This is a genomic window from Phytoactinopolyspora alkaliphila (assembly GCF_010550695.1).
In the GTDB taxonomy this organism is placed as follows: domain Bacteria; phylum Actinomycetota; class Actinomycetes; order Jiangellales; family Jiangellaceae; genus Phytoactinopolyspora; species Phytoactinopolyspora alkaliphila.
The window spans coordinates 148186-167903 of the sequence record NZ_JAAGOB010000006.1 but is presented as its reverse complement, the minus strand read 5'-3'; the positions used below and the strand labels follow the sequence as shown (position 1 = coordinate 167903).

At 68.2% G+C, this 19718-nt stretch carries 22 protein-coding genes; 8 read left to right on the top strand and 14 right to left on the bottom strand.

All coding sequences use genetic code 11. The features are described 5' to 3' along the window. Positions 1-31: 31 nt before the first annotated feature. The 7 genes from G1H11_RS12820 to argS all read right to left on the bottom strand — a co-directional run bounded on the left by G1H11_RS12820 (position 32) and on the right by argS (position 5338). Positions 32-979: a PLP-dependent cysteine synthase family protein gene (locus G1H11_RS12820; RefSeq protein ID WP_163818969.1), complete on the bottom strand. Its 948-nt coding sequence runs from the start codon at positions 977-979 to the stop codon at positions 32-34. Positions 980-990: 11 nt separating this feature from the next. Next, positions 991-1266, bottom strand: coding sequence for a MoaD/ThiS family protein (locus G1H11_RS12815; protein ID WP_163818968.1), 276 nt, complete (start codon positions 1264-1266; stop codon positions 991-993). Between the two features lie 115 nt (positions 1267-1381). Further along, positions 1382-1798 carry a Mov34/MPN/PAD-1 family protein gene (locus G1H11_RS12810; RefSeq protein ID WP_163819139.1) on the bottom strand — a complete coding sequence of 139 codons (417 nt, stop codon included), beginning with the start codon at positions 1796-1798 and terminating at the stop codon, positions 1382-1384. 53 nt (positions 1799-1851) lie between these two features. After that, a complete protein-coding gene (sigJ, locus tag G1H11_RS12805) occupies positions 1852-2748 on the bottom strand; it encodes an RNA polymerase sigma factor SigJ (protein ID WP_163818967.1) in 897 nt (298 codons plus the stop codon). Then, positions 2745-3188 (bottom strand): carboxymuconolactone decarboxylase family protein, encoded by a 444-nt coding sequence (locus G1H11_RS12800; protein ID WP_216843717.1) that lies wholly within the window; start codon positions 3186-3188, stop codon positions 2745-2747. The genes sigJ and G1H11_RS12800 overlap by 4 nt, the downstream gene beginning before the upstream one ends. A gap of 127 nt (positions 3189-3315) precedes the next feature. After that, on the bottom strand, positions 3316-3477 hold the full coding sequence (locus G1H11_RS12795) for a hypothetical protein (protein ID WP_163818966.1): 162 nt from the start codon (positions 3475-3477) through the stop codon (positions 3316-3318). Between the two features lie 91 nt (positions 3478-3568). Then, on the bottom strand, positions 3569-5338 hold the full coding sequence (gene argS / locus G1H11_RS12790) for an arginine--tRNA ligase (protein ID WP_163818965.1): 1770 nt from the start codon (positions 5336-5338) through the stop codon (positions 3569-3571). 143 nt (positions 5339-5481) lie between these two features. Here argS and G1H11_RS12785 point away from each other — a divergent pair, with 143 nt between their 5' ends. Further along, positions 5482-5838: a hypothetical protein gene (locus G1H11_RS12785; RefSeq protein ID WP_163818964.1), complete on the top strand. Its 357-nt coding sequence runs from the start codon at positions 5482-5484 to the stop codon at positions 5836-5838. A gap of 17 nt (positions 5839-5855) precedes the next feature. Here the strand turns inward: G1H11_RS12785 and G1H11_RS12780 are convergent, their stop codons facing one another. From G1H11_RS12780 to clpS, 4 genes are all read right to left on the bottom strand, one after another. Then, complete coding sequence (locus G1H11_RS12780; protein ID WP_163818963.1) at positions 5856-6932, bottom strand: aldose epimerase family protein; 1077 nt, start codon at positions 6930-6932, stop codon at positions 5856-5858. Between the two features lie 131 nt (positions 6933-7063). After that, positions 7064-7843 (bottom strand): hypothetical protein, encoded by a 780-nt coding sequence (locus tag G1H11_RS12775; protein WP_163818962.1) that lies wholly within the window; start codon positions 7841-7843, stop codon positions 7064-7066. Positions 7844-8079: 236 nt separating this feature from the next. Continuing rightward, positions 8080-8709: a DUF2017 domain-containing protein gene (locus G1H11_RS12770; RefSeq protein ID WP_216843716.1), complete on the bottom strand. Its 630-nt coding sequence runs from the start codon at positions 8707-8709 to the stop codon at positions 8080-8082. Continuing rightward, a complete protein-coding gene (gene clpS / locus G1H11_RS12765) occupies positions 8673-8969 on the bottom strand; it encodes an ATP-dependent Clp protease adapter ClpS (protein ID WP_246211338.1) in 297 nt (98 codons plus the stop codon). Before clpS ends, G1H11_RS12770 begins: the two co-directional genes overlap by 37 nt. Before the next feature lie 186 nt (positions 8970-9155). Between clpS and G1H11_RS12760 the strand changes: the two genes are divergently transcribed. After that, on the top strand, positions 9156-10451 hold the full coding sequence (locus G1H11_RS12760) for a nicotinate phosphoribosyltransferase (RefSeq protein ID WP_343074854.1): 1296 nt from the start codon (positions 9156-9158) through the stop codon (positions 10449-10451). Then, positions 10451-11062 carry an isochorismatase family protein gene (locus G1H11_RS12755; RefSeq protein ID WP_163818960.1) on the top strand — a complete coding sequence of 204 codons (612 nt, stop codon included), beginning with the start codon at positions 10451-10453 and terminating at the stop codon, positions 11060-11062. The genes G1H11_RS12760 and G1H11_RS12755 overlap by 1 nt, the downstream gene beginning before the upstream one ends. Positions 11063-11096: 34 nt before the next feature. On the opposite strand, the gene G1H11_RS12750 is transcribed toward G1H11_RS12755, so the two are convergent. Genes G1H11_RS12750 through G1H11_RS27045 form a run of 3 tightly spaced genes read right to left on the bottom strand, consistent with a single transcriptional unit; the run spans position 11097 to position 13810 of the window. Further along, complete coding sequence (locus G1H11_RS12750) at positions 11097-11909, bottom strand: Cof-type HAD-IIB family hydrolase (protein WP_163818959.1); 813 nt, start codon at positions 11907-11909, stop codon at positions 11097-11099. Positions 11910-11924: 15 nt separating this feature from the next. Continuing rightward, complete coding sequence (locus tag G1H11_RS27050; protein ID WP_163818958.1) at positions 11925-12590, bottom strand: response regulator; 666 nt, start codon at positions 12588-12590, stop codon at positions 11925-11927. Continuing rightward, entirely contained in the window at positions 12587-13810 is a 1224-nt protein-coding gene (locus tag G1H11_RS27045; protein ID WP_163818957.1) for a histidine kinase, read from the bottom strand. Before G1H11_RS27045 ends, G1H11_RS27050 begins: the two co-directional genes overlap by 4 nt. A gap of 135 nt (positions 13811-13945) precedes the next feature. Here G1H11_RS27045 and G1H11_RS12735 point away from each other — a divergent pair, with 135 nt between their 5' ends. The 5 genes from G1H11_RS12735 to fahA all read left to right on the top strand — a co-directional run bounded on the left by G1H11_RS12735 (position 13946) and on the right by fahA (position 19692). Beyond that, positions 13946-14872 (top strand): ABC transporter ATP-binding protein, encoded by a 927-nt coding sequence (locus G1H11_RS12735; protein ID WP_163818956.1) that lies wholly within the window; start codon positions 13946-13948, stop codon positions 14870-14872. Continuing rightward, positions 14869-15759 carry a hypothetical protein gene (locus G1H11_RS12730; RefSeq protein ID WP_216843714.1) on the top strand — a complete coding sequence of 297 codons (891 nt, stop codon included), beginning with the start codon at positions 14869-14871 and terminating at the stop codon, positions 15757-15759. The genes G1H11_RS12735 and G1H11_RS12730 overlap by 4 nt, the downstream gene beginning before the upstream one ends. Before the next feature lie 144 nt (positions 15760-15903). Beyond that, positions 15904-17082 (top strand): hypothetical protein, encoded by a 1179-nt coding sequence (locus G1H11_RS12725; protein ID WP_163818955.1) that lies wholly within the window; start codon positions 15904-15906, stop codon positions 17080-17082. Positions 17083-18081: 999 nt separating this feature from the next. Continuing rightward, complete coding sequence (locus G1H11_RS12720) at positions 18082-18363, top strand: hypothetical protein (RefSeq protein WP_163818954.1); 282 nt, start codon at positions 18082-18084, stop codon at positions 18361-18363. Positions 18364-18459: 96 nt separating this feature from the next. After that, on the top strand, positions 18460-19692 hold the full coding sequence (gene fahA, locus G1H11_RS12715) for a fumarylacetoacetase (RefSeq protein ID WP_216843713.1): 1233 nt from the start codon (positions 18460-18462) through the stop codon (positions 19690-19692). The last annotated feature ends 26 nt before the right edge of the window (positions 19693-19718 follow it).

Genomic DNA, 19718 nt, shown 5'->3' with positions numbered 1-19718 from the left:
CGGGCCACGCCGGATCATCGATGATCATGGGCTACGCCCAGAGCTGATCCTCGATGCTGTCCTCGGCCTCGTCGATGGTGCCCTCGTACGCGCCGGTGGACAGGTACTTCCAGCCGCCATCAGCGACGATGAACGCGATATCGGCTGACTCACCAGCGGCGACGACCTTTCGTGCGATCCCCAGGGCAGCGTGTGCGACCGCGCCGGTGGAGATCCCCGCGAAGATTCCCTCGAGCTCGAGCAGCTCCCGCGTCCGCTTCACGGCGTCCCGCGGCCCGACCGAGAACCGCGAGGTGAGCACGGACTCGTCGTACAGCTCCGGGACGAAGCCTTCGTCGAGGTTCCGCAGGCCGTAGACCAGTTCGCCGTAGCGCGGCTCGGCCGCCACGATCTGAACACCCGGGACTTTCTCCCGCAAGTATCGGCCCACTCCCATGAGCGTGCCGGTGGTGCCTAAGCCCGCGACGAAATGCGTGATCTCGGGCAGGTCTTCGAGCAGCTCGGGACCGGTGGTCTCGTAGTGGGCGGCGGCGTTGCCGGGGTTTCCGTACTGGTAGAGCATCACCCAGTCCGGATTCTCCGCGGCCAGGCCCTTCGCCACCCGCACGGCTTCGTTGGATCCACCCGCGGCCGGCGAGGCGATGATCTCGGCGCCCCACATCCGCAGGAGCTGCCGGCGCTCCTCGGAGGTGTTCTCCGGCATGACGCAGATCAGCCGGTACCCCTTCAGTTTGGCCGCCATCGCGAGGGAGATCCCCGTATTGCCCGACGTGGGCTCCAGGATGGTGGCGCCAGGCGTGAGCGTCCCCGCGGCTTCGGCCGCCTCCACCATGCGCAACGCGGGGCGGTCCTTCACCGATCCTGTCGGGTTGCGGTCTTCGAGCTTTGCCCACAGCCGGACGGTAGGCGACGGCGACAGCGTCGGCAGGCCGACCAGCGGCGTCCGCCCGAGCGAGTCCAGCAGCGAGTCGTAGCGCATCGGCGTCAGGCTCAGGCGCCGCCGGCGACGGCCGGGAGTACGGTGACCGAGTCACCGTCGGACACCGACGTCTTCACTCCGTCGAGGAAGCGGACATCTTCGTCGTTCAGGTAGACATTCACGAAACGGCGCAGCTCGCCGTTCTCCATCAAGCGGTCGCGGAGTCCGGGATGACGGGACTCAAGATCGTCCACCAGCGCAGACAGCGTATCGCCGCTGCCCTCGACAGTCTTGGCGCCATCGGTGTACTGGCGCAGGATGGTGGGGATACGGACCTCGACGGCCATGGACTCTAGCTCCCAGTGGTCTCGGTGTGGATCTCACGTCAACTGATGCCTAGGGCAACGCACACTGCAGGCCAATCATTCCTCATCCGGCCCGGGCGATGCACCCATGGGCGGATCAGTCCGTGATCCGGACCTCTTCCTCGGTGACGACGCCGTCGACGATCCGGAAGGAACGGAAGTCGGCCTCATCCTCCATCCAGGCAGCCACCAGCACGTAGTGGGCGTTCGGCTCAGCCGCGATGGAGATGTCCGTGCGCGACGGATACGCCTCGGTGGCCGTGTGGGAGTGGTAGATGACGACGGGCTCCTCGTCCCGATCCTCCATCTCCCGGTAGAGCCGGAGCAGATCCATCGAGTCGAACTCGTAGAACGTGGGCGAGCGCGCAGCGTTGAGCATGGGGATGAAGCGCTCCGGACGGTCGGAGCCGACAGGACCGGCGACGACGCCGCATGCCTCGTCGGGGTGGTCCCGGCGGGCGTGGTCGATGATGGCGTCGACGATGTCGCGGCGGATGCTTAGCACGCCGGACAGCATAGTTGGAGCGTCCTGCAGACCGTGCGCCCCGGGCCGCAGTCTGCAGGACGCTAGGACGACGGGGCCACCGCTCCCCGGATCGGCGTCAGCTTGTCCGGATTGGACACCAGGAACACCGCGCTGATCCGGTCCTCGGTGACGGCCACGGTCACGACCTGCAGCCCGTCCTGGTACGCGACGACCGCACCAGGCGTGCCGTTCAGTTCGACGCCCGTAATCACCGGATTCCGGTTCCGGCCGAGGATTCCGGCGAAGAAGCGGACGACGCGCTCGGCGCCGACTATCTCGTTGCGGGCGGCCTTGACCTTGCCTCCGCCGTCGGACCAGGTGACCACATCGTCGTGCAGGACGTCTCGCAATGTGGCCAGATCGCCGTCCCGTGCCGCCCGCAGGAATCTCTCCACCAGTTGTGCATGCTCCTGCCGGCTGGGCGTGAACCTCCGCCGGTCTTCGGCGAGCCGGCGCGATGCCCGGCGATGCAACTGCCGGCAGTGCTCCTCGCTGCGTTCGACGATGTCCGCGATCTCGGCGTACGGCAACTCGAAGGCGGTACGGAGCACGAAGACGGCACGCTCCAGCGGATCCAGCCGCTCCATCAGGTACAGCGTGGCCGTGGCGATCGTGTCACGTTGTTCGACGCTGTCCAGCGGGTCGAGCTGCACGGCACCGGGGAGAACCGCCGACGAGCCTGTAGGCAGCGGCTCCGGGAGCCACGTGCCAACATAGCTCTCGCGCCGTTGGCGGTCACGCATCCGGTCGATGGCGAGCCTCGTGACGATCCGGGTCAGATACCGGCGCGGTTCACGCACCTGATCGACCGGTACTCCTCGCCACCGCAGGTATGCGTCCTGCAGGACGTCGTCGGCGTCGGTCTTGCTGCCCAGCAGCCGATAGGCGACACCGAACAGCATCGACCGGTGTGCCTGCAGCTCGGCGAGTCCGTTCACACCAGAGCCGGAGGCTGCTTCCGAGTCGGTACGGCGATGCGGTTCCACACATTGATTGTGCAGATGGCGAGCAGCAGGTCGGCAAGCTGCTTCTCATTCCAGATCGCCGCGGCCTTGTCCCACACGTCGTCGGGCACGCCGTCCTGGCCAAGTTCGGTCACGGCATCGGTAAGCGCGAGTGCGGCCCGCTCGTCGTCGGTGAAGAACGGCGACTCCCGCCACGTGGCGACGGCGAACAGCCGGCGGCCGTTCTCGCCGTCCGCGAGCGCGTCCGTTGTGTGCATGTCCACGCAGAAGGCGCATCCGTTCGTCACCGAGGCACGAAGCTTGATCAGGGTGAGCAGAGTGGGGTCGACATTGGCCCGGACATACTTGTCGAGCCCCAGCACCGCGCGGAAGCCCTCGGGCGTGGCGGCCGACAGGTCCATGCGCTGTGTCATCGATGTCTCCTCGGTCGTGGTGTCGCTGACATGAGAACGACGTGATGACGACGTCGCCGCGTGACAGCTCGCGGTGTGATCCGCCGCACACGTTCGCACGACCATGTGGAAGCCCGTGGTCACGACCTCATTCCAGTCCAAGCGTCTCCGCGGAGATCGAGCCACCATCGGCCAGGACGTCGATGCATCCAAACAGCGCCCTAGCGATCGCTCTGGTGTCCTCGAAGATAGAGAGCTCGGCCAGCCGATCGGCGCCGAACCAAGCGAACGGGTGCTCAGCCGGACCCACGGGCAAGGCCTCCTGGCCTGAAGGTGCGGCTCGCGGCCTCAGAGCCGGACTACGCGCACCCTCAGGCCAGGAAGCGCCGGACCAGGCACCGTCACATACGGTCCGGCGCGGCGATACCGAGCAGTCCGAGCCCATGCTGCATGGTCCGCGCGGCCAACCGGCACAGCGCGAGCCGATTAGTGCGGATCGGCTCGTCGGCACTGAGCACATGGCACGTCTCGTAGAAGCTGGTGAAGTCGCGGGCCAGGTCGTAGAGGTAGCCACACAGCCGGTGCGGCTCCAGCAAGGCACCCACATCCGTCACCACCGTGCCGTACGTGTCCAGGCGCAGCGCGAGCGCGCGTTCCTCCGGGCGCAGCGAGATCGCGCCGTCGACATCAGCCGCTGGCGACGACGAACCCGCCTTGCGCAGAATGGCGGCCATCCTCGTGTGTGCGTACTGGAGGTAGACGCCGGTGTTCCCGGCAAAGGACACCATCCGGTCCACGTCGAAGACGTAGTCCTTGCCGCGAGACGTGGACAGGTCCGCGTATTTGACCGCGCCGATGCCCGCCTGCTCGGCGATCTGGTCCAGTTCCGCCGGATCCAGGTCCGGGTCCTTCCCGGCGACGACATCCCGCGCGCGCTCCACCGCGGCGTCGAGCAGGTCCACCAGCCGTACCGTGTCGCCCTCCCGGGACCGGAAGGGGCGGCCGTCGAGGCCGAGCACCATCCCGTAGGCGACGTGGATGGCCTCCACATCGCCGGCAAGCCAGCCTGCCCGCCGGGCGGCGTCGAAGATCATCCGGAAGTGCAAGGCCTGCCGCGCATCCGTCACGTAGATCAGCCGCTCACCGCCCAGCTCCTTGATCCGGTAGCGAATGGTGGCGAGGTCGGTCGAGTCATAGCCGTAACCGCCGTCGCGCTTGCGGACCATCAGCGGCACCGGGTCGCCCTCCGGCCCGAGGACGTCGGCGGAGAAGACCACCAGCGCGCCGTCACTCTCCACGGCGATCCCGGCTGCTTCCAGCTCGGCGATCGTCTCCGCCAGCTTGGGCTGATAATACGACTCGCCGACGGAGTCCTCGGGCGCGAGCAGCACGCCCAATCGGTCGTAGATCGCACGGAACGCCTTCTCCGACTCGGCAACGATCTCCCGCCACCGCGCGATGGTCGCCGGATCTCCGGACTGCAGCGCCACCACCCGAGCCCGCGATCGGTCCGCGAATGCCGGGTCTGCGTCGAACAGCCGCTTCGCCTCCTTGTACAAGACGGCCAGCGCCGACACCGACGACGTGCCGGTCAGCTCGTCCTGGTGCCACGCCGCATCCGGATGCTCGTCGAGGTACTGGATGAGCATCCCGAACTGGGTTCCCCAGTCACCGAGATGGTTCTGCCGGACGACATCGGCGCCGAGGAAACCGAGAACCCGGGCCAGACAATCGCCGATGATCGTGGTGCGCAGGTGACCGACGTGCATCTCCTTGGCGATGTTCGGCGCCGAGTAGTCGATCACCGTGCGCCGGCCGCTCTCAGGTGTCCCGACGCCGTGCCGTGAATCCGCGAGCCGCGCGGACACCTGTTGCCAGACCGCGCGATCGGCGACCGCGATGTTCAGGAAGCCGGGACCGGAGACGTCCACCGATTCGATCGAGCCGGAGCGGACATCGCCGAGGGCATCCGCGAACGCGGCAGCGAGCTCTCGCGGGTTGCTTCCCACCCGTTTGGCCAGAGCCAATGCGGCGTTCGCCTGGAAGTCGGCGTGCTCGGATGGCCGCACCACAGGGTCCGCCTCCGCGAGATCAGGACGCACGCGCCGGATCGCCTCGGACACAGCGGTCGACACTTGACTGATGAGCGGAACGATCGCGGCTGTGCTCAAGGTCCCTCCGAGACTTCTGGTCGGATCTCATTGTCGCCGTGCCTGCGCCGTCGACCAAAACATGTGCGAGCCGAGCATCCGTCGGCCTGGCACAATCAAAACCCGGCTGCGCACCAGGGCCGAAATCTGAGGGGACGGTACCCGTGACACAACGCCCGAAGTACAACCGGCTCGTGAACGAGGTCCACGCCAATGGTGGGTTCGCGGGCGACGGCGACGCTGGGAACAGCGCCCCATTCGGCCGAGACGGATCGTTGCGTAATACGGTGACCGAGAATCCGTACCTCGCGGCCCTCGTCGTGTCCGGAGCGGTCGCGCTGCTGGCCGGGATCATGCTGTGGGGCCTCGGCATCGACGCCTACGTCTACATCGGCTCCGAGCGGAGATTCGAGGTGGCTCTCGCCGGTGCCTGGCTCGTCCGGCTGGGCATCCTGCTGCTCGTGGGCTGGCTGACCGCCTCAGCCGTCTGCTGGCAACTGCGGCGGCCGCCCTCGACGTAGAACAACGCCGCAGCCGCTCACTCCACGGAGAACGCCATCACCGTGGTGGACCGGTACTCTTCGCCTGGCCGCAGGACCGTGGACGGAAACTGGGGGTTGTTCGGCGAGTCGGGGAAGTGCTGCGTTTCGAGCGCCAGCCCGTCACTTTGCCGGTAAACCCTGCCGCTCGTGCCCACCAGGCTCCCGTCGAGGAAATTGCCCGAATAGAACTGGATGCCCGGTTCGGTCGTGTACACGCTCAGCACCCGGCCGCTCGCCGGCTCACGTAGCGTCGCCGCCAGTTCAAGCCCGTCACCGGAGCGGTCGAGCACGTAATTGTGGTCATAGCCCTGGGCGAGAACGAGCTGGGGATGGGACTCCCGGATCCTGGCCCCGATCACGGCCGGCTCGGTGAAGTCCAGCGGCGTTCCCGCGACCGGGGCGATCTCGCCCGTGGCGACGACGTCGGCGTTGACCGGGGTGTAGCGGCTGGCATTGAGCTGAAGGGTGTGCCCGAGGATATCGCCGCTGCCTTCCCCGGCCAGATTGACGTACGCATGGTTGGTGAGGTTCACAATGGTCGGCGCGTCGGTGCCGGCCCGGTAGTCGATCCGGACCTCGCCCGCCGGTGTCAGCGTGTACCGCACCGTCGACTCCAGCGTGCCCGGGTATCCCTGATCCCCGTCCGGGCTGGTGTAGCTGAGCTGCAGAGCCGGGCCGGTGTCGCTCTCGACCACGAACGCGTCCCACACCTGGTGGCTGAACCCGGCCGCGCCGCCGTGCAGGTGGCTGGGCGGCTTGTTCTGGGCGAGCTGGTACCAAACACCGTCCAGCGTGAACCGGCCGTTCGAGATGCGGTTGGCGTAGCGCCCGGTGATGGTGCCGAAGTACTGGTTCCGCTCGAGATAGCCGGTGAGGTCGGCGAAGCCGAGCGTGACGTTGGCCAGCCGCCCGGCTCGATCCGGCACCTCGATCGACTGCAGGATCCCGCCGTAGGTCAGGATCACCACGCGCATTCCCGAGGGGTTGACCAGGGTGTAGGCATCGATCTCACGGCCGTCAGGCATGGTTCCGAAGAGCGCCTTCGTCACGGCGGGCGTCTTCTGTTCGAGCATCGGTCCTCCTCGTCGGCGGCCGATCGGCCAGCCTGACGAAGCCTATCCGGGAGCGCCCAGCTCACCGCCTTCGGGCATGGGCGCCTCTCGTCGTGCCGTGCCCACGACGGTGTGGGCAAGACGTAGCCGAGTCACGTTGAGCTTTCCGCATCGCGGGGACTGATCTCGACCTCGACGTCGACGACGACCTCTTGGGTCACCGTGGACCCGTGCTGGTCGACCTCCATCGTCATCGTCGAGGTTCCTTCGGTGGTGGCGGAGACCGCGACCGGCAGGCTCAGACTGCCGCCACTGCGCCCATTCAGGCTTCCCGTGCCCGCCTTCAGCTCGATGGGCACTCCCCCCTCCGTGAACTCAGCGGGAATGGCGTTCTGCGTCACCTCGACATCGAGTTCGTAGGAGTCACCGTCGAACTCGGCAAGGGTGTAACTTGCGACGTTGCAGAACGTGATGCCGCCGGATTCGATCGAGCTGACCACCTCCCACTCCGCGTCAACCCCCACGGGTTCCGTGGGAAGCGGAACGGCCAGGTCGGCCAACTGCTGCTCGAGTTGGTCCATCGCTCCGGACATGGCCGGATCCAGCCCGGCAAGGTCCACGGCACCGTCGATGTAGGCGCCGCTGCGGGTAGTGGTGATGGTCCCGGACACCCCGACCAGGGTGTCAAGCATCTCCTGCACCTCCTGCATTCCCGACATCACCGGACCACCGCTGCCCGCCTCGGCCTTGTCGTAGACGAAGGACATGGCGACCGCGTCATCCGTCACCTCGTCGACAGTGATCTCCATACCCATCAGCATGGGCGGTAGAGCAGCCACGGGCACACTGTCCCCGTCGATCCGGATGGTGAATCCCATGGTCATCGACATGTCCAAGCTCGCCTTCGCACCGGGCTCAGGCGCGAGCTCCATCAGTCGACGCGGCTCTGCACCCGGATCACCGAGCGTCACAGACGGCGGCCCCGAACAGTCGTCAGGGCTAGCCGTCGTAGAAGTGCCGCACCCGGCCGAGGCGAGGACGACGACGGTCACGACTGCAGGACCGGTCAAGCGGTGCACGGATAGCTCTCTCTGCTGGTGAACAGGGCTGATCCACTATGCCTGATCCAGCTAGATTCCACTACTTCGCGAGGGTCGACGCAAGCGGGTCACCCGAGGCCGGCGGACAGGGTCCGCACAAGGGTCTCCTGAAGCCAGCCGAGCCAGTCGTAGACGTCGTGGATGTGCCGGCGCGGGTCGTCCTCCGGAAGGGCGGCCCACACGTCTTCGTCACCCTCGCTCACACCCAGCCGGGTGCCCAACGCCAGCCGCAGGTCGGTGAGGGTGCGCAACCACGCGTCGGCCTCGGCGGCGTCGAGCTCCACTCTGATCTTGTCCCGGGATTTGCGTTCCCCAGGATCGACGCCTTCGGCGGTGGCCAGCGACGCCAGCACCGTGGCCGCGGTTCCGGCCTTGGCCTCGCGCAGTCCACGCTCGGTGAACTTCCGGAAATCGGCGGCGGCCTCGCCGTCCTCCTGGTAACCGTCGGGAAACAGGCGCAGCAGCACCGGGTCGGTTGGCCGCACCGGCTCGTCGTCGGCAAGGCCCAGCGCCACGGCCCAGCCCTCGTCTTCTTGTTTGGCTTCTGACTCGTCGCGCACCAGTTCGAGAAGCTGGCCGACGAGGGAGCGCAGGAGCTCAACCTCGGCAGTATGGAACGACGCGGTGACGCCACCTCCGCGCGTCCGCCGGAACGCTGTACTCAGACCAGGTCCCCCGCCTTCTGCAATGTGGCCCACAACCCGTAGGAGTGCATGGCCTCCACGTCGCGTTCCATCTCCTCCCGGGTGCCCTCCGACACGATGGCTTTGCCCTTCTCGTGTACGTCGAGCATGAGCTTCTCCGCCTTCGGCTTCGGGTAGGCGAAGTAGGCCTGGAACACGTAGGTGACGTAGGACATCAAGTTCACCGGATCATTCCATACGACAGTCACCCATGGCGTGTCAGGCACCGTGGCCTCTTCGGCCTCCGGACGCTCCATCTCAACGGGCGCAGTCATCACAGTCCCCAATAGTCTCACTCTTCGCGCCGCCTGGGCTACAGCCTCGTTGACAGTATGACCGCACGACGATCCACCCCGCCGACGAGGCCCTGATCGGCGGCGACACGACAGGCGGTGGTGTGCCGCCCGCGGATCCTCGCCAAGTGCATGCTCATCAGGCCCTCTCTGATCTAGTCTGGCACTGTGTCGGGTACATGTGCCTTGTTTACCGACCACTACGAGTTGACGATGCTGCAGGCCGCGCTGGCCCGCGGCACCGGTCACCGCAGAGCGGTCTTCGAGGTTTTCGCCAGGCGGCTCCCCCACGGCCGCCGGTACGGAGTGGTGGCCGGAACCGGCAGGCTGCTCGACGCGATCGAGAACTTCCGGTTCGACGACGACGTCCTCGCCCACCTGGATCGCACCAGGACTGCCGACCCGGAGACCCTGGAATGGCTCTCCGGATACCGCTTCTCCGGCGACATCTGGGGCTACGGCGAAGGAGAGCCCTACTTCCCCCACTCACCCCTACTCGTCGTCGAGGGGACCTTCGCCGAAGCTGTCCTCCTCGAGACGATCGTTCTGTCCATCCTGAACTTCGACTCGGCCGTGGCCGCCGCGGCGTCCCGGATGACCTCCGCCGCGCATCGCCGCCCCTGCATCGAGATGGGATCCCGCCGCACCCACGAGCACGCCGCCGTGGCCGCCGCCCGCGCGGCCTACGTGGCGGGCTTCGACTCGACAAGCAACCTTCGGGCCGGGTACACGTACGGCATCCCGACGCGCGGGACCAGCGCCCACGCCTTCACGCTGCTCCATGACTCAGAGCGCGACGCCTTCACCGCGCAGGTCGAGTCGCTGGGGAAGGGCACCACGCTCCTCGTGGACACCTACGACGTCGCCGAAGCTGTCGCGCTCGGGGTCGAGGTCGCGGGTACCAGCCTCGGTGCGGTCCGCCTGGACTCCGGAGACCTGCTGGCGCAGGCGTACGAGGTCCGGGAGCAGCTCGATGCGCTCGGCGCCACCGAGACCAAGATCGTCGTCACCAGCGACCTCGACGAGTTCGCCATCGCCGCCCTGGCCGCGGCCCCCGTCGACTCCTACGGCGTCGGCACCTCCCTGGTGACTGGCTCGGGCGCGCCCACCGCCGGGCTCGTCTACAAGCTCGTCGCCCGCGAGTCGGCGGACGGCACGCTGGAACCGGTCGAGAAGAAGAGCAAGGACAAGCCCGGCGTCGGCGGCCGCAAGCACGCCGCTCGCCGGCACGATCGGACTGGAACAGCGCAGGCCGAGGTCATCCGGGTCAACGGGGCACCAGAGCACCGGGAATCCGAGCGAGCGCTGCTGGTGCCCCTCGTCCGCGATGGTGAGGTGGTGGGCCGTGAACCGCTCGACGCAGCCCGAGAGCGGCACGAGAGCGCTCGCGCCGAGCTGCCCAGCACAGCGGTGCAGATGTCCCGAGGCGAGCCAGCCATCCCTACGCTCTACGAGGAGCACTGATGAAGCGAGCACTGATCGTCGTCGACGTGCAGAACGATTTCTGCGAAGGAGGCGCCCTCGCTGTCAATGGCGGCGCCGAAACCGCCTACGCCATCTCCGAGGTGCTCAAGGAGTGGCAGGAGGCCGACCCGCGGGACCGCGCCTACGACTTCGTCGTCGCCACCCGCGACCACCACATCGACCCCGGCGAACACTTCTCCGACGACCCTGACTACGTGACCAGCTGGCCGCCGCACTGTATCGCGGACACCGACGGAGCGGCCTTCCATCCGAATCTCGACCCGCAGCCGTTCGACGCCATCTTCAACAAGGGCGAATACGACCACGGGTACTCGGGTTTCGACGGCAGCAGCCAGGAAGGAACCAAGCTGGCCGCATGGCTGCGGGAGCGCGAGGTCGGCGCCGTGGACCTGGTCGGTATCGCCACGGACCATTGCGTGCGGGCTACCGCGCTCGACGCTGCCCGCGTGGGCATCGCCACCCGGGTACTCCTCGATCTCACCGCCGGGGTGGCCCCGGAGACCACTGAGCGCGCGCTGGCCCAGCTCAGCGATGCCGGCGTCGAGCTGCACGGCGCACCCGTCGTTCGCTCGGCCCGCGAAACAACCTAGCGGCAAGCCCGGAGGGCGCCGATGTCCGGCGCAGTCAGCGGAACAGGTCCTCCAAGACACGGGCGACGCCGTCCTCGTGGTTCGCGGCGCAGACCCGGTCCGCTGCGGCGATGACGTCCGGGTGGGCGTTGGCCATGGCGTACGACATGCCGGCCCACTCCAGCATCAGCAGGTCGTTGGGCATATCCCCGAACGCCACCACGCCTTCCGGGCCGATGCCGCGCTCGGCGCAGAACGCGGCCAGGGTCGAGGCCTTCGACACACCGCGCGCGCTGATCTCCAGCAATGCCTGCCCGTCGGAGAAGGTGGCGGTCGCCAGATCCCCGATGACCTCGGTGCCCCGGCGCACGAACTCCAGCTGAGGGATCTCCTCGTGGCGGGCCAGCAGCTTCGCCACCGGTTCGGTCAGCAGCACCTCCAGGGCGCCTTCGATCGAGCCTTCCGGCAATGGCCAGCGGTTCGTGAACGCGGGCTCCTTGCCGTAGATCATCTGCCGTTCCATCGCGAAGGCCACGCCGGGGAAAGCCGTCCGCAGCGCCGTCGCCACCTCCATCGCGACATCGTGAGCGAGCCCATGCTGTTCGACGACGCGGCGGCCGTGCACGTCGTACACCAGGGCTCCGTTGGCGCACACCGCGACGCCGTGCTCGCCGACGGCGTCGGAGAGGGGATCCAGCCAGCGCGGCGGCCGGCCGGTGGTGAAGACGACGATGGCGCCGGCCTTTTCGGCCATGCGCAACGCGGCACGAGTGCGTGGCGAGACCTTGCCGTCCGGGCCGAGCAGTGTTCCGTCCAGATCGGTGGCGACGACACGAGGGCGGAGGGCGGAGGTCGGCACGTCCCTCATTGTCTCAAAGGGGTCTCAGCCGTCGCCAGGCGCGGTAAGCCCGGATTGCACGGCGAAGACGACCAGCTGCGCGCGGTCGCGGGCGTGCAGCTTCAGCATCGCGCGGCTCACGTGAGTCCGCACCGTGGCCGGGCTGACGACGAGTTCCGCGGCGATCTCGTCGTTCGACCGTCCGGTGGCAACCCAGGCGGCGATCTCGCGTTCGCGATCGGTGAGGAGGTGGAGCTGCGGGTGCGGAGTCCGTGCCGACACGCCGCGACTGCTGAACTGCTCGATGACCCGCCTGGTCACCGACGGGGAGAGCAATGAGCCGCCGTCGGCGACGACACGCACCGCGTGCAGCAGTTCCTCCGCCGCGGCGTCCTTGAGGACGAAGCCGCTCGCGCCGCCGCGCAGAGCCTCGAAGACGTACTCGTCGAGCTCGAACGTGGTCAGCATGATCACGCGTACCGCGGCGAGCGCCGGATCGGACGTGATCTCCCGCAGGGCGCTGAGGCCGTCGAGCCCGGGCATCCGGATGTCCATCAGCACCACGTCGGGGACGGTCGACCGGATCAGGTCGACTCCCGCCCGGCCGTCGGCCGCCTCACCGATGAGGTCGGTGTCGTCCTCGGTCTCGAAGAGGGTTCGCAGGCCCATGCGCACCAGCGCCTGGTCGTCCACCACCGCCACCCGGATCACGGGGCTGATCCTGGCATGCCGGCCGCCGGGAGACCATGTCCGGCCGGTACGGGCAGCCTGGCGTGGACCGCGAACCCGCCGTCCGGCCGAGGGCCGGCGACGAGTTCGCCGCCGAGCGCCACCGCGCGTGCTGTCATTCCCGCGATGCCGGTGCCCCGGTGCCCGTCCGGACTCAGCGGCCCGCTTCCCGCGCCGTCGTCGGCGACGTCGAGGAGGACAACGTCGTCGTCCTGGCGGACACGAACGCCGGCCCGGGTCGCGCGGGCATGCCGCAGCACGTTGGTGAGTGACTCTTGGAGGATGCGGTATGCCGCGAGATCGACGTCGGGAGGCAGGTGACGCACCTGGATGTCGGCGTCCACGGTCACGCCGCCTGCCCTGATGCGATCAAGGAGCACACCGGCGTCGTCCATTCCCAGACCCGCACGGCGGGGAGCGGGATCACCCTCAGGCGTGCGCAGGACGTTCAGCTCCGCACGCAGGCTCTCCAGCGATTCCCGGCTGGCATCGCGGATGGCTTCGAGCGTCTGGCGAGCCTTGGCGGGATTGCGGTCCAGCACGTGCAGGGCGACGCCCGCCTGCATGGCGATGACGGCGAGGCCGTGGCCGACGGAGTCGTGCAGCTCCTGAGCCATTCGCAGGCGTTCCTCCGAGGCGGCCCGCCGCGCGAGTGCGGAGCGCACACCCTCCTCGGACTCCCGGCGGATCCGGACGGCCGCCCACGCGGCGGTGGGCACGGCGACCGCGGCCAGTGACGCGGCAAGCCAGCCCAGATACGGCATGTTGTGGCGCGCGGCCGTCTCGGTGCCGAAGCGGACAGCTCCGGCCAGGTGAACCGCGAGGAACAGACCGCCGTTCCAGGTCAATGCCCGCCGCAACGGCCACGCGTCGGCCACCCCGGCCGCGGCCACGGGGACGGCGATGAGCATCGGGCCGTACGCGTAGCCGACGAGCAGATACGTGACGACGGCACCACCACAGCAGACGAGGGTCAACCCGGGGCGGCGGCGCTGTGCCAGCACGGACGCCGCGGCGAAGACCACCAGTCCGTAGGCGAGCGGTTCCGGTGGCCGGCTCCAGTCCGTTTGCTCGCTGCTGGCCCCGCGGGTGCCGAACAGGCCGGGAACGAGTACCAGCAAGGCCGGCCACAGTGCGTTCCACAGGCGTCTGAGATCAGGCTGGCGCACTCGGTCACCCCCACGTTCCCGTTCGCCAGTCACGCGTCGAAGCCTAGAGCGTGCCTCCCGCTCCGCGCATCGGTTCCATGGGGTATGCCGTGTACGACGATTCGCGTAGGAGCGATGCCGACGACGGACCGACGCGCGATGACGGCCGCGGCCGCCAGCCTGTGGGACATGACCACAACAATCGTCACCACCGACAGACTGACCAAGCGGTACGGCGATCACGTCGCCGTCGATGACGTCAGCCTCACTGTTCGCCCCGGTGAGGTCTACGGCTTCCTCGGGCCGAACGGCGCCGGCAAGACCACCACCCTGCGCATGCTCCTGGGTCTGATCCGCCCGTCCGGCGGGACGGCCACCGTTCTGGGCCACCCGCCCGGCGCGCCCGCCGCCGTCGCCGAGGTCGGCGCGCTCATCGAGGGACCCGGTTTCTACCCGTACCTCTCCGGACGGGACAACCTGCGGGTGATGGCGCGCTACCGGAGGCTCGGGGACGAGACCGTGGACACCGCTTTGACCCGCGTCGACCTTCACGACCGCGGGGACGATGCGTTCAGCACCTACTCCCTCGGCATGAAACAACGTCTCGGTGTCGCCTGTGCCCTACTGGGCGATCCGGAGCTTCTGATCCTCGACGAGCCGACGAATGGCCTGGATCCGGCCGGCATGGCCGACATGCGGGCACTGATCGTCGCACTCGCCGGTCAGGGTCAGTCCGTGATGCTCTCCAGTCACATGCTCAGCGAGGTGGAGGAGATCTGCGACCGGGTGGGAGTCATCTCCGGTGGCCGCCTGATCGCCGAGAGCACGGTGTCGGACATCCGCGGCGCCAGCACGCTCTACGTACGCGCCGAACCCGCCGACGTCGCCCTGGCAGTGGCCATGCAGGTGGGTGGCGACGACGCGGCGCGGGTCCTCGACGACAACGGCGTGCGGATCGAGCTCGACGCCGGCTCCGCGCCACAGGTGGTCCGTGCCCTCGTCCAGGCCGGCGCGGACGTCTACGAGGTTCGCACGTCCGAGCGCTCCCTCGAGGAGGTCTTCTTCGAGATCACCGCCGAATCCATTGCCGGAACGACCCAGGGAGTGTCCCGATGACCACGATGACCGATACGTCGCAGAGCGGGCTGTCGCCGCTGACCGGCAGTGCTCGAGCCGAACTGCTCAGGCTGCGCAAGTGGCCGGCCGTGTGGATCATGGTGGCCGTCTGGCTACTCCTCGATCTGCTGTTCGCCTACGTGTTCAACTACGTCGCGTACCGGACCGGTTCCGGGCCGTTCGGCGGGGATGGCGTGCCTCCGGACGCGCTTCTCGCGGACATGGCTGCCGACGCCGTGCCCCGGATCTTCACCGCCGGGATGCCGATGTTCGGTGGAGCGATCATGCTGATCCTCGGCGCCCTGGCCACCGGCAGCGGGTACGGCTGGGGTACCTGGAAGACCACCGCGCTGCAAGGACCGGGCCGGATCTCGACGTTCGGGGGAACGCTCGGCGCTCTGGCTGCCGTCGTCGCCAGTGTGGTCGTCGCCACGTTCGTGCTGAATCTCGCCGCGGCGATGGTGATCGCCGGCGTGGAGGGACAGCCGATCACCTGGCCCAATGCCGGAGAGGCTGCCCAGGCGCTCGGCGCAGGCGCGCTGATCTTCGGCATGTGGACGGCGGCCGGGGCATTCGTGGGCGTACTCACTCGCAGTCCCGCGCTCGCGGTCGGGCTCGGGCTCGTCTGGTCCATGGCGGTCGAGAACCTGCTCCGCGGCGTCTCCGGCATCCTGCCAGGACTTGAGTACGTGACCGACGTGTTGCCCGGCACGGCCGCGGGGTCCCTCGCGGGCGCGCTCGGGGCCGGCGACCAGGCCGACGGAGACGGCGCGCCGGGTGTGCTGACCATCCTCGACGCCGGCCCTGCCGCCGTGCTGCTCGCCGGCTATCTGGTGGTGTTCGTCCTCGTGGCGACCACCGTGTCGGCCCGCCGTGACCTCACGTGAGCTCAACGCGAGAGTCCCGCCGAAATACGGGAAGAACTCTCGCGACATACACAGAACACGGGAAAAGTTCGAGGTCTAGACCTTTACAGGGTCAGGTTCCTGCGGCACTCTCACGGGTACCGCACCGGCGAACGGAGATCATCCATGACACTCGCCCGCCCCCTCTCCCGTCTGCATCTGGCCATCATCGCCGCGGGGGTCGCGCTCCTGGTCGCGGCGCTGCTCGCTGCACCGGCCCAGCACGCGCACGCCAATCCGAACCCCTCCGACATCCGGCTCCAGCACACGCCGACCGATCCAGCACTCCTGCAAGGGCTGCGTGACCAGCTGGGTACAGTGACCTTCTCGCAGGTACTCGACTCCGCCAACCGCACGGCCCGTGCCTGTTCACCGGCCGTCACCTACCGCGTCGCGTCGTTCTGCTGGGACAGCGGCGACAGCTCAGTCAGCTATTGGATGCCACAGGGGATCACCACAACGGGCGATGCCACCGCCAACGGCCAGTGGGAAGGCCGGCGGGCCCTCCTGAGCGCCTGGTACGACAAAGACAGCGGCCGCAACATGGGCGTGCGGATCAGCATCGTCGACATGGCCAACCGATCGACGCCCAGCTACCGGCACATCCTGCTGGTGGAGCCCCGCTGGACCAACGGACAGCCGTCGTTCGGGGCCGTGAACGCCCACGCCGGCGGCATCGTCTGGTACGGAGACAAGCTCTACGTGAACAACACGTTCAGCGGAATACGTGTGTTCGACATGAACGACCTCATGCGCGTCTCCACCGGCGACAATACCCGCATCGGCCGGCAGCCGGACGGTAGCTACCACGCCCACAACTACCTGTACGTGCTGCCTCAGGAGGCCCGCTACACGCCCAGCACCACCGGAGGTGTGGAGCGGTTCCGGTACTCGCAGACATCCCTCGACCGCACCACGAGCCCGCACAGCCTGCTCGTCAGCGAGTACGGCAACCCCGGCACGGACACGAGGATGGCGCGGTTCAACCTGAACCAGAGCACCAACCTGATCGCGGCCGACGCCGACGGCTACGCCCGTGCGGACTGGGCATACACGGTGGGAATCCGCGGTATGCAGGGAGCGACGTCGGTCAACGGCAAGTTCCACATCCACCGCAGCAACGGCTCGTCCACCCGCGGCGACGTCTTCATCTGGCGACCAGGGAGCTTCGCCACCCAGCACACCGGAGCGGTGCCGATCGGCCCGGAGGACGTGACGTACTGGCCGCAGTACGGCGAGATCTGGTCGCAGACCGAGTACCCGAATCTGCGCTACGTCTACGCTTCCCGAGAGTCCTCCTGGTGACGGCGGCCCGCTCCGCCAGGTAACTCGCGTCCCACGTGGGCCGGCCCTCCCTCCAGCGCTTCGGGAGAGGGCCGGCCCGCGCCGGCAGCGACAGTCAAGCCGCCCTGTAGCGCGCATGTAGGGAAATCCGTCATGTTCAGTCCTTAGGGCGCTCCCGCGAGGCCCTGCCCCGGTGGCGCCGTTCGCTCGAACTGCTCTGCGACATGCAGGCCATCAGCCGTGAGGAAGCTGGTGAACTCCTGCGCCAAGCGGTGCCAGTCATGCCGGCCGCACTGCGGCGGGGACGCCAGATGCGCTGAGGCGCCTTGGGTCCATAGGCGTTGACCCGTGTTTATGGCTCCGGGACCGTTGACTCCGGGTCCGCTGACTCCGGGTCCGCTGACTCCGGGTCCGCTGACTCCGGGTCCGCTGACTCCGGGTCCGCTGACTCCGGGTCCGTGGACGTGCACCCGTGCCCGCCCGGATCAGTGCCCGTTTGGGTCTGCGCTCGTTTGGGTCTGCGCCATGGGACTGTCGTGGGGTTTGCCGTGTGAGAACGGGCCGGTCATTGACGGGGCCTGGGGATGGTGGGACGAGCCGTGTGAAGCCCAGCGGAGGAGACCGGCTCCCAGCAGCACGGCACGTCCCACACTCACCGTGAAGATCGCCGTGCGCGAAATAGCCGACGCATCGTCCCTGGTGAAGAGGTTGTGAAGGTCGTTGTGCGGAAAGTAGCCGGTGGGTATGCCGCTGTGAAGATCACCGTGTGAGGGACGGCCGGTGAGCTGGGCGGGCTGGTCGTCGATATAGCGACGTTCCAGCGGGGACGTAGCGAGATCAGGGAGGATCGCCGTCGCCTGGCAACGGGGCCAACGGCCACACCCGCGAGTCCTGTTCGGCCAGCCGACAGGGGGAGCTCGGACGAATGCCGTCCGGGCCTTCCGGCTGACCGGCGTGCACAGCACCGGGCTCCGGCATCGACTCACACACTCAACGGCACACCACAGGAGCGTGTCCACCATGAACCGCCTGACCACCACCATGTCTGTCCTCGGCGCCGCCGCGCTGACGTTGTCCCTCGCCGCGTGCGGCGGAAGCGACGACTATTGCGACCTGCTCGAGGAGTCCGGCTCGTCGTTGATGAGCTCGGCCGGCATGTCCGACCCGAGCGCCGCCGCCGACGTCGCGGGGACCATCCGGGACATCGCCGACGCTGCGCCCAGCGACATCGCCGACGACTGGGACACCATGGCCGACGCCATGGAGACGCTGGCCGACCTCAACATGTCCGAGTGCGGCTGACGGACCCACGGTCACGGGCCCATTCTCGGCGGCCGCTCGGAACCACCGACCCACCGTTCCGCGCGGCCGCACCCAGGGTTGGATAGCGTCAGCGTCATGAACGCAGCGACGCGCACCTGGATGCAGATTCCGGACGACGCCCGGTTCGGCGCCTACACGCTTCCCTACGGCGTGTTTTCGACCGGTGGCGAGGACCCCCGAGTCGGAGTCGCGGTCGGCGATCACATCATCGATATCGCACCGCTGGCGGCAGCGGAGAGCCTTGAGGGTGGCCATGTCTTCAACCAGCCGAGCCTGAATCCGTTCATGGCCCTGGGACGCCCGGCATGGGACGCGGTCCGGGCGTGGCTACGTGAGCTGGTCACCAGCGAGGCGCACCGCCCGCTCGTCGAAACGCACCTCGTGCCCGCCGGCGCGGCCACTCTTCACATGCCGTTCGAGGTAGCCGACTACGTCGACTTCTACTCCAGCCAGGCGCATGCCGAGAACGTCGGAAGGATCTTCCGCCCGGAGGCCCCGTCCCTCCCCGCCGCGTGGCGGCATCTGCCCATCGGATACCACGGGCGCTCCGCGACGGTCGTGCCGTCCGGCACCGAGATCGTCCGCCCGTCGGGCCTGCGCCGCGTCGGAGACGCCGTGGCGCACGGACCGTCGTTGCGCCTCGACATCGAGGCTGAGGTGGGCTTCGTCGTCGGCACGCCGTCCGAGTTCGGCCGGCCGGTCAATGTGAGTGACTTCGCGGAGCACGTCTTCGGGCTCGTCCTCGTGAACGACTGGTCGGCGCGCGACATCCAGGCCTTCGAGTACGTTCCGCTCGGTCCTTTTCTCGGCAAGTCCTTCGCCACGTCGGTCTCGCCGTGGGTCGTGCCGCTGGCCGCCGTGGAGGCCGCCCGCGTTCGCCCTCCCGCGCGTGATCCCGAGCCGGCTCCGCACCTGGCCGACGCCGACGACTGGGCCCTGGACCTGTGGCTCGAAGTCGAATGGAACGGCACCGTCGTCGCCCGGCCGCCATTCCGTTACATGTACTGGACCCCTGCTCAGCAGCTGGCGCATCTCACCGCTAACGGAGCCCACGTCCGCACCGGTGACCTGTACGCGTCGGGAACGGTCAGCGGGCCGGGCAAGGATCAGCGCGGCTCGTTCCTGGAACTCAGCTGGAACGGCACCGAACCCGTGACCCTCGGCGATGGGTCCGTCCGAAGCTTCCTCGAGGATGGAGACACGGTGGTCATACGCGCTTCGGCGCCGGGGCCGGACGGAGGCGTCGTCGGGCTTGGCGCAGTCTCCGGAACGATCACCGGCGCAGTCACGGGTACAGCCACCGTGTAGTCCGCGGGTAGCGTCACCGGCCAAGC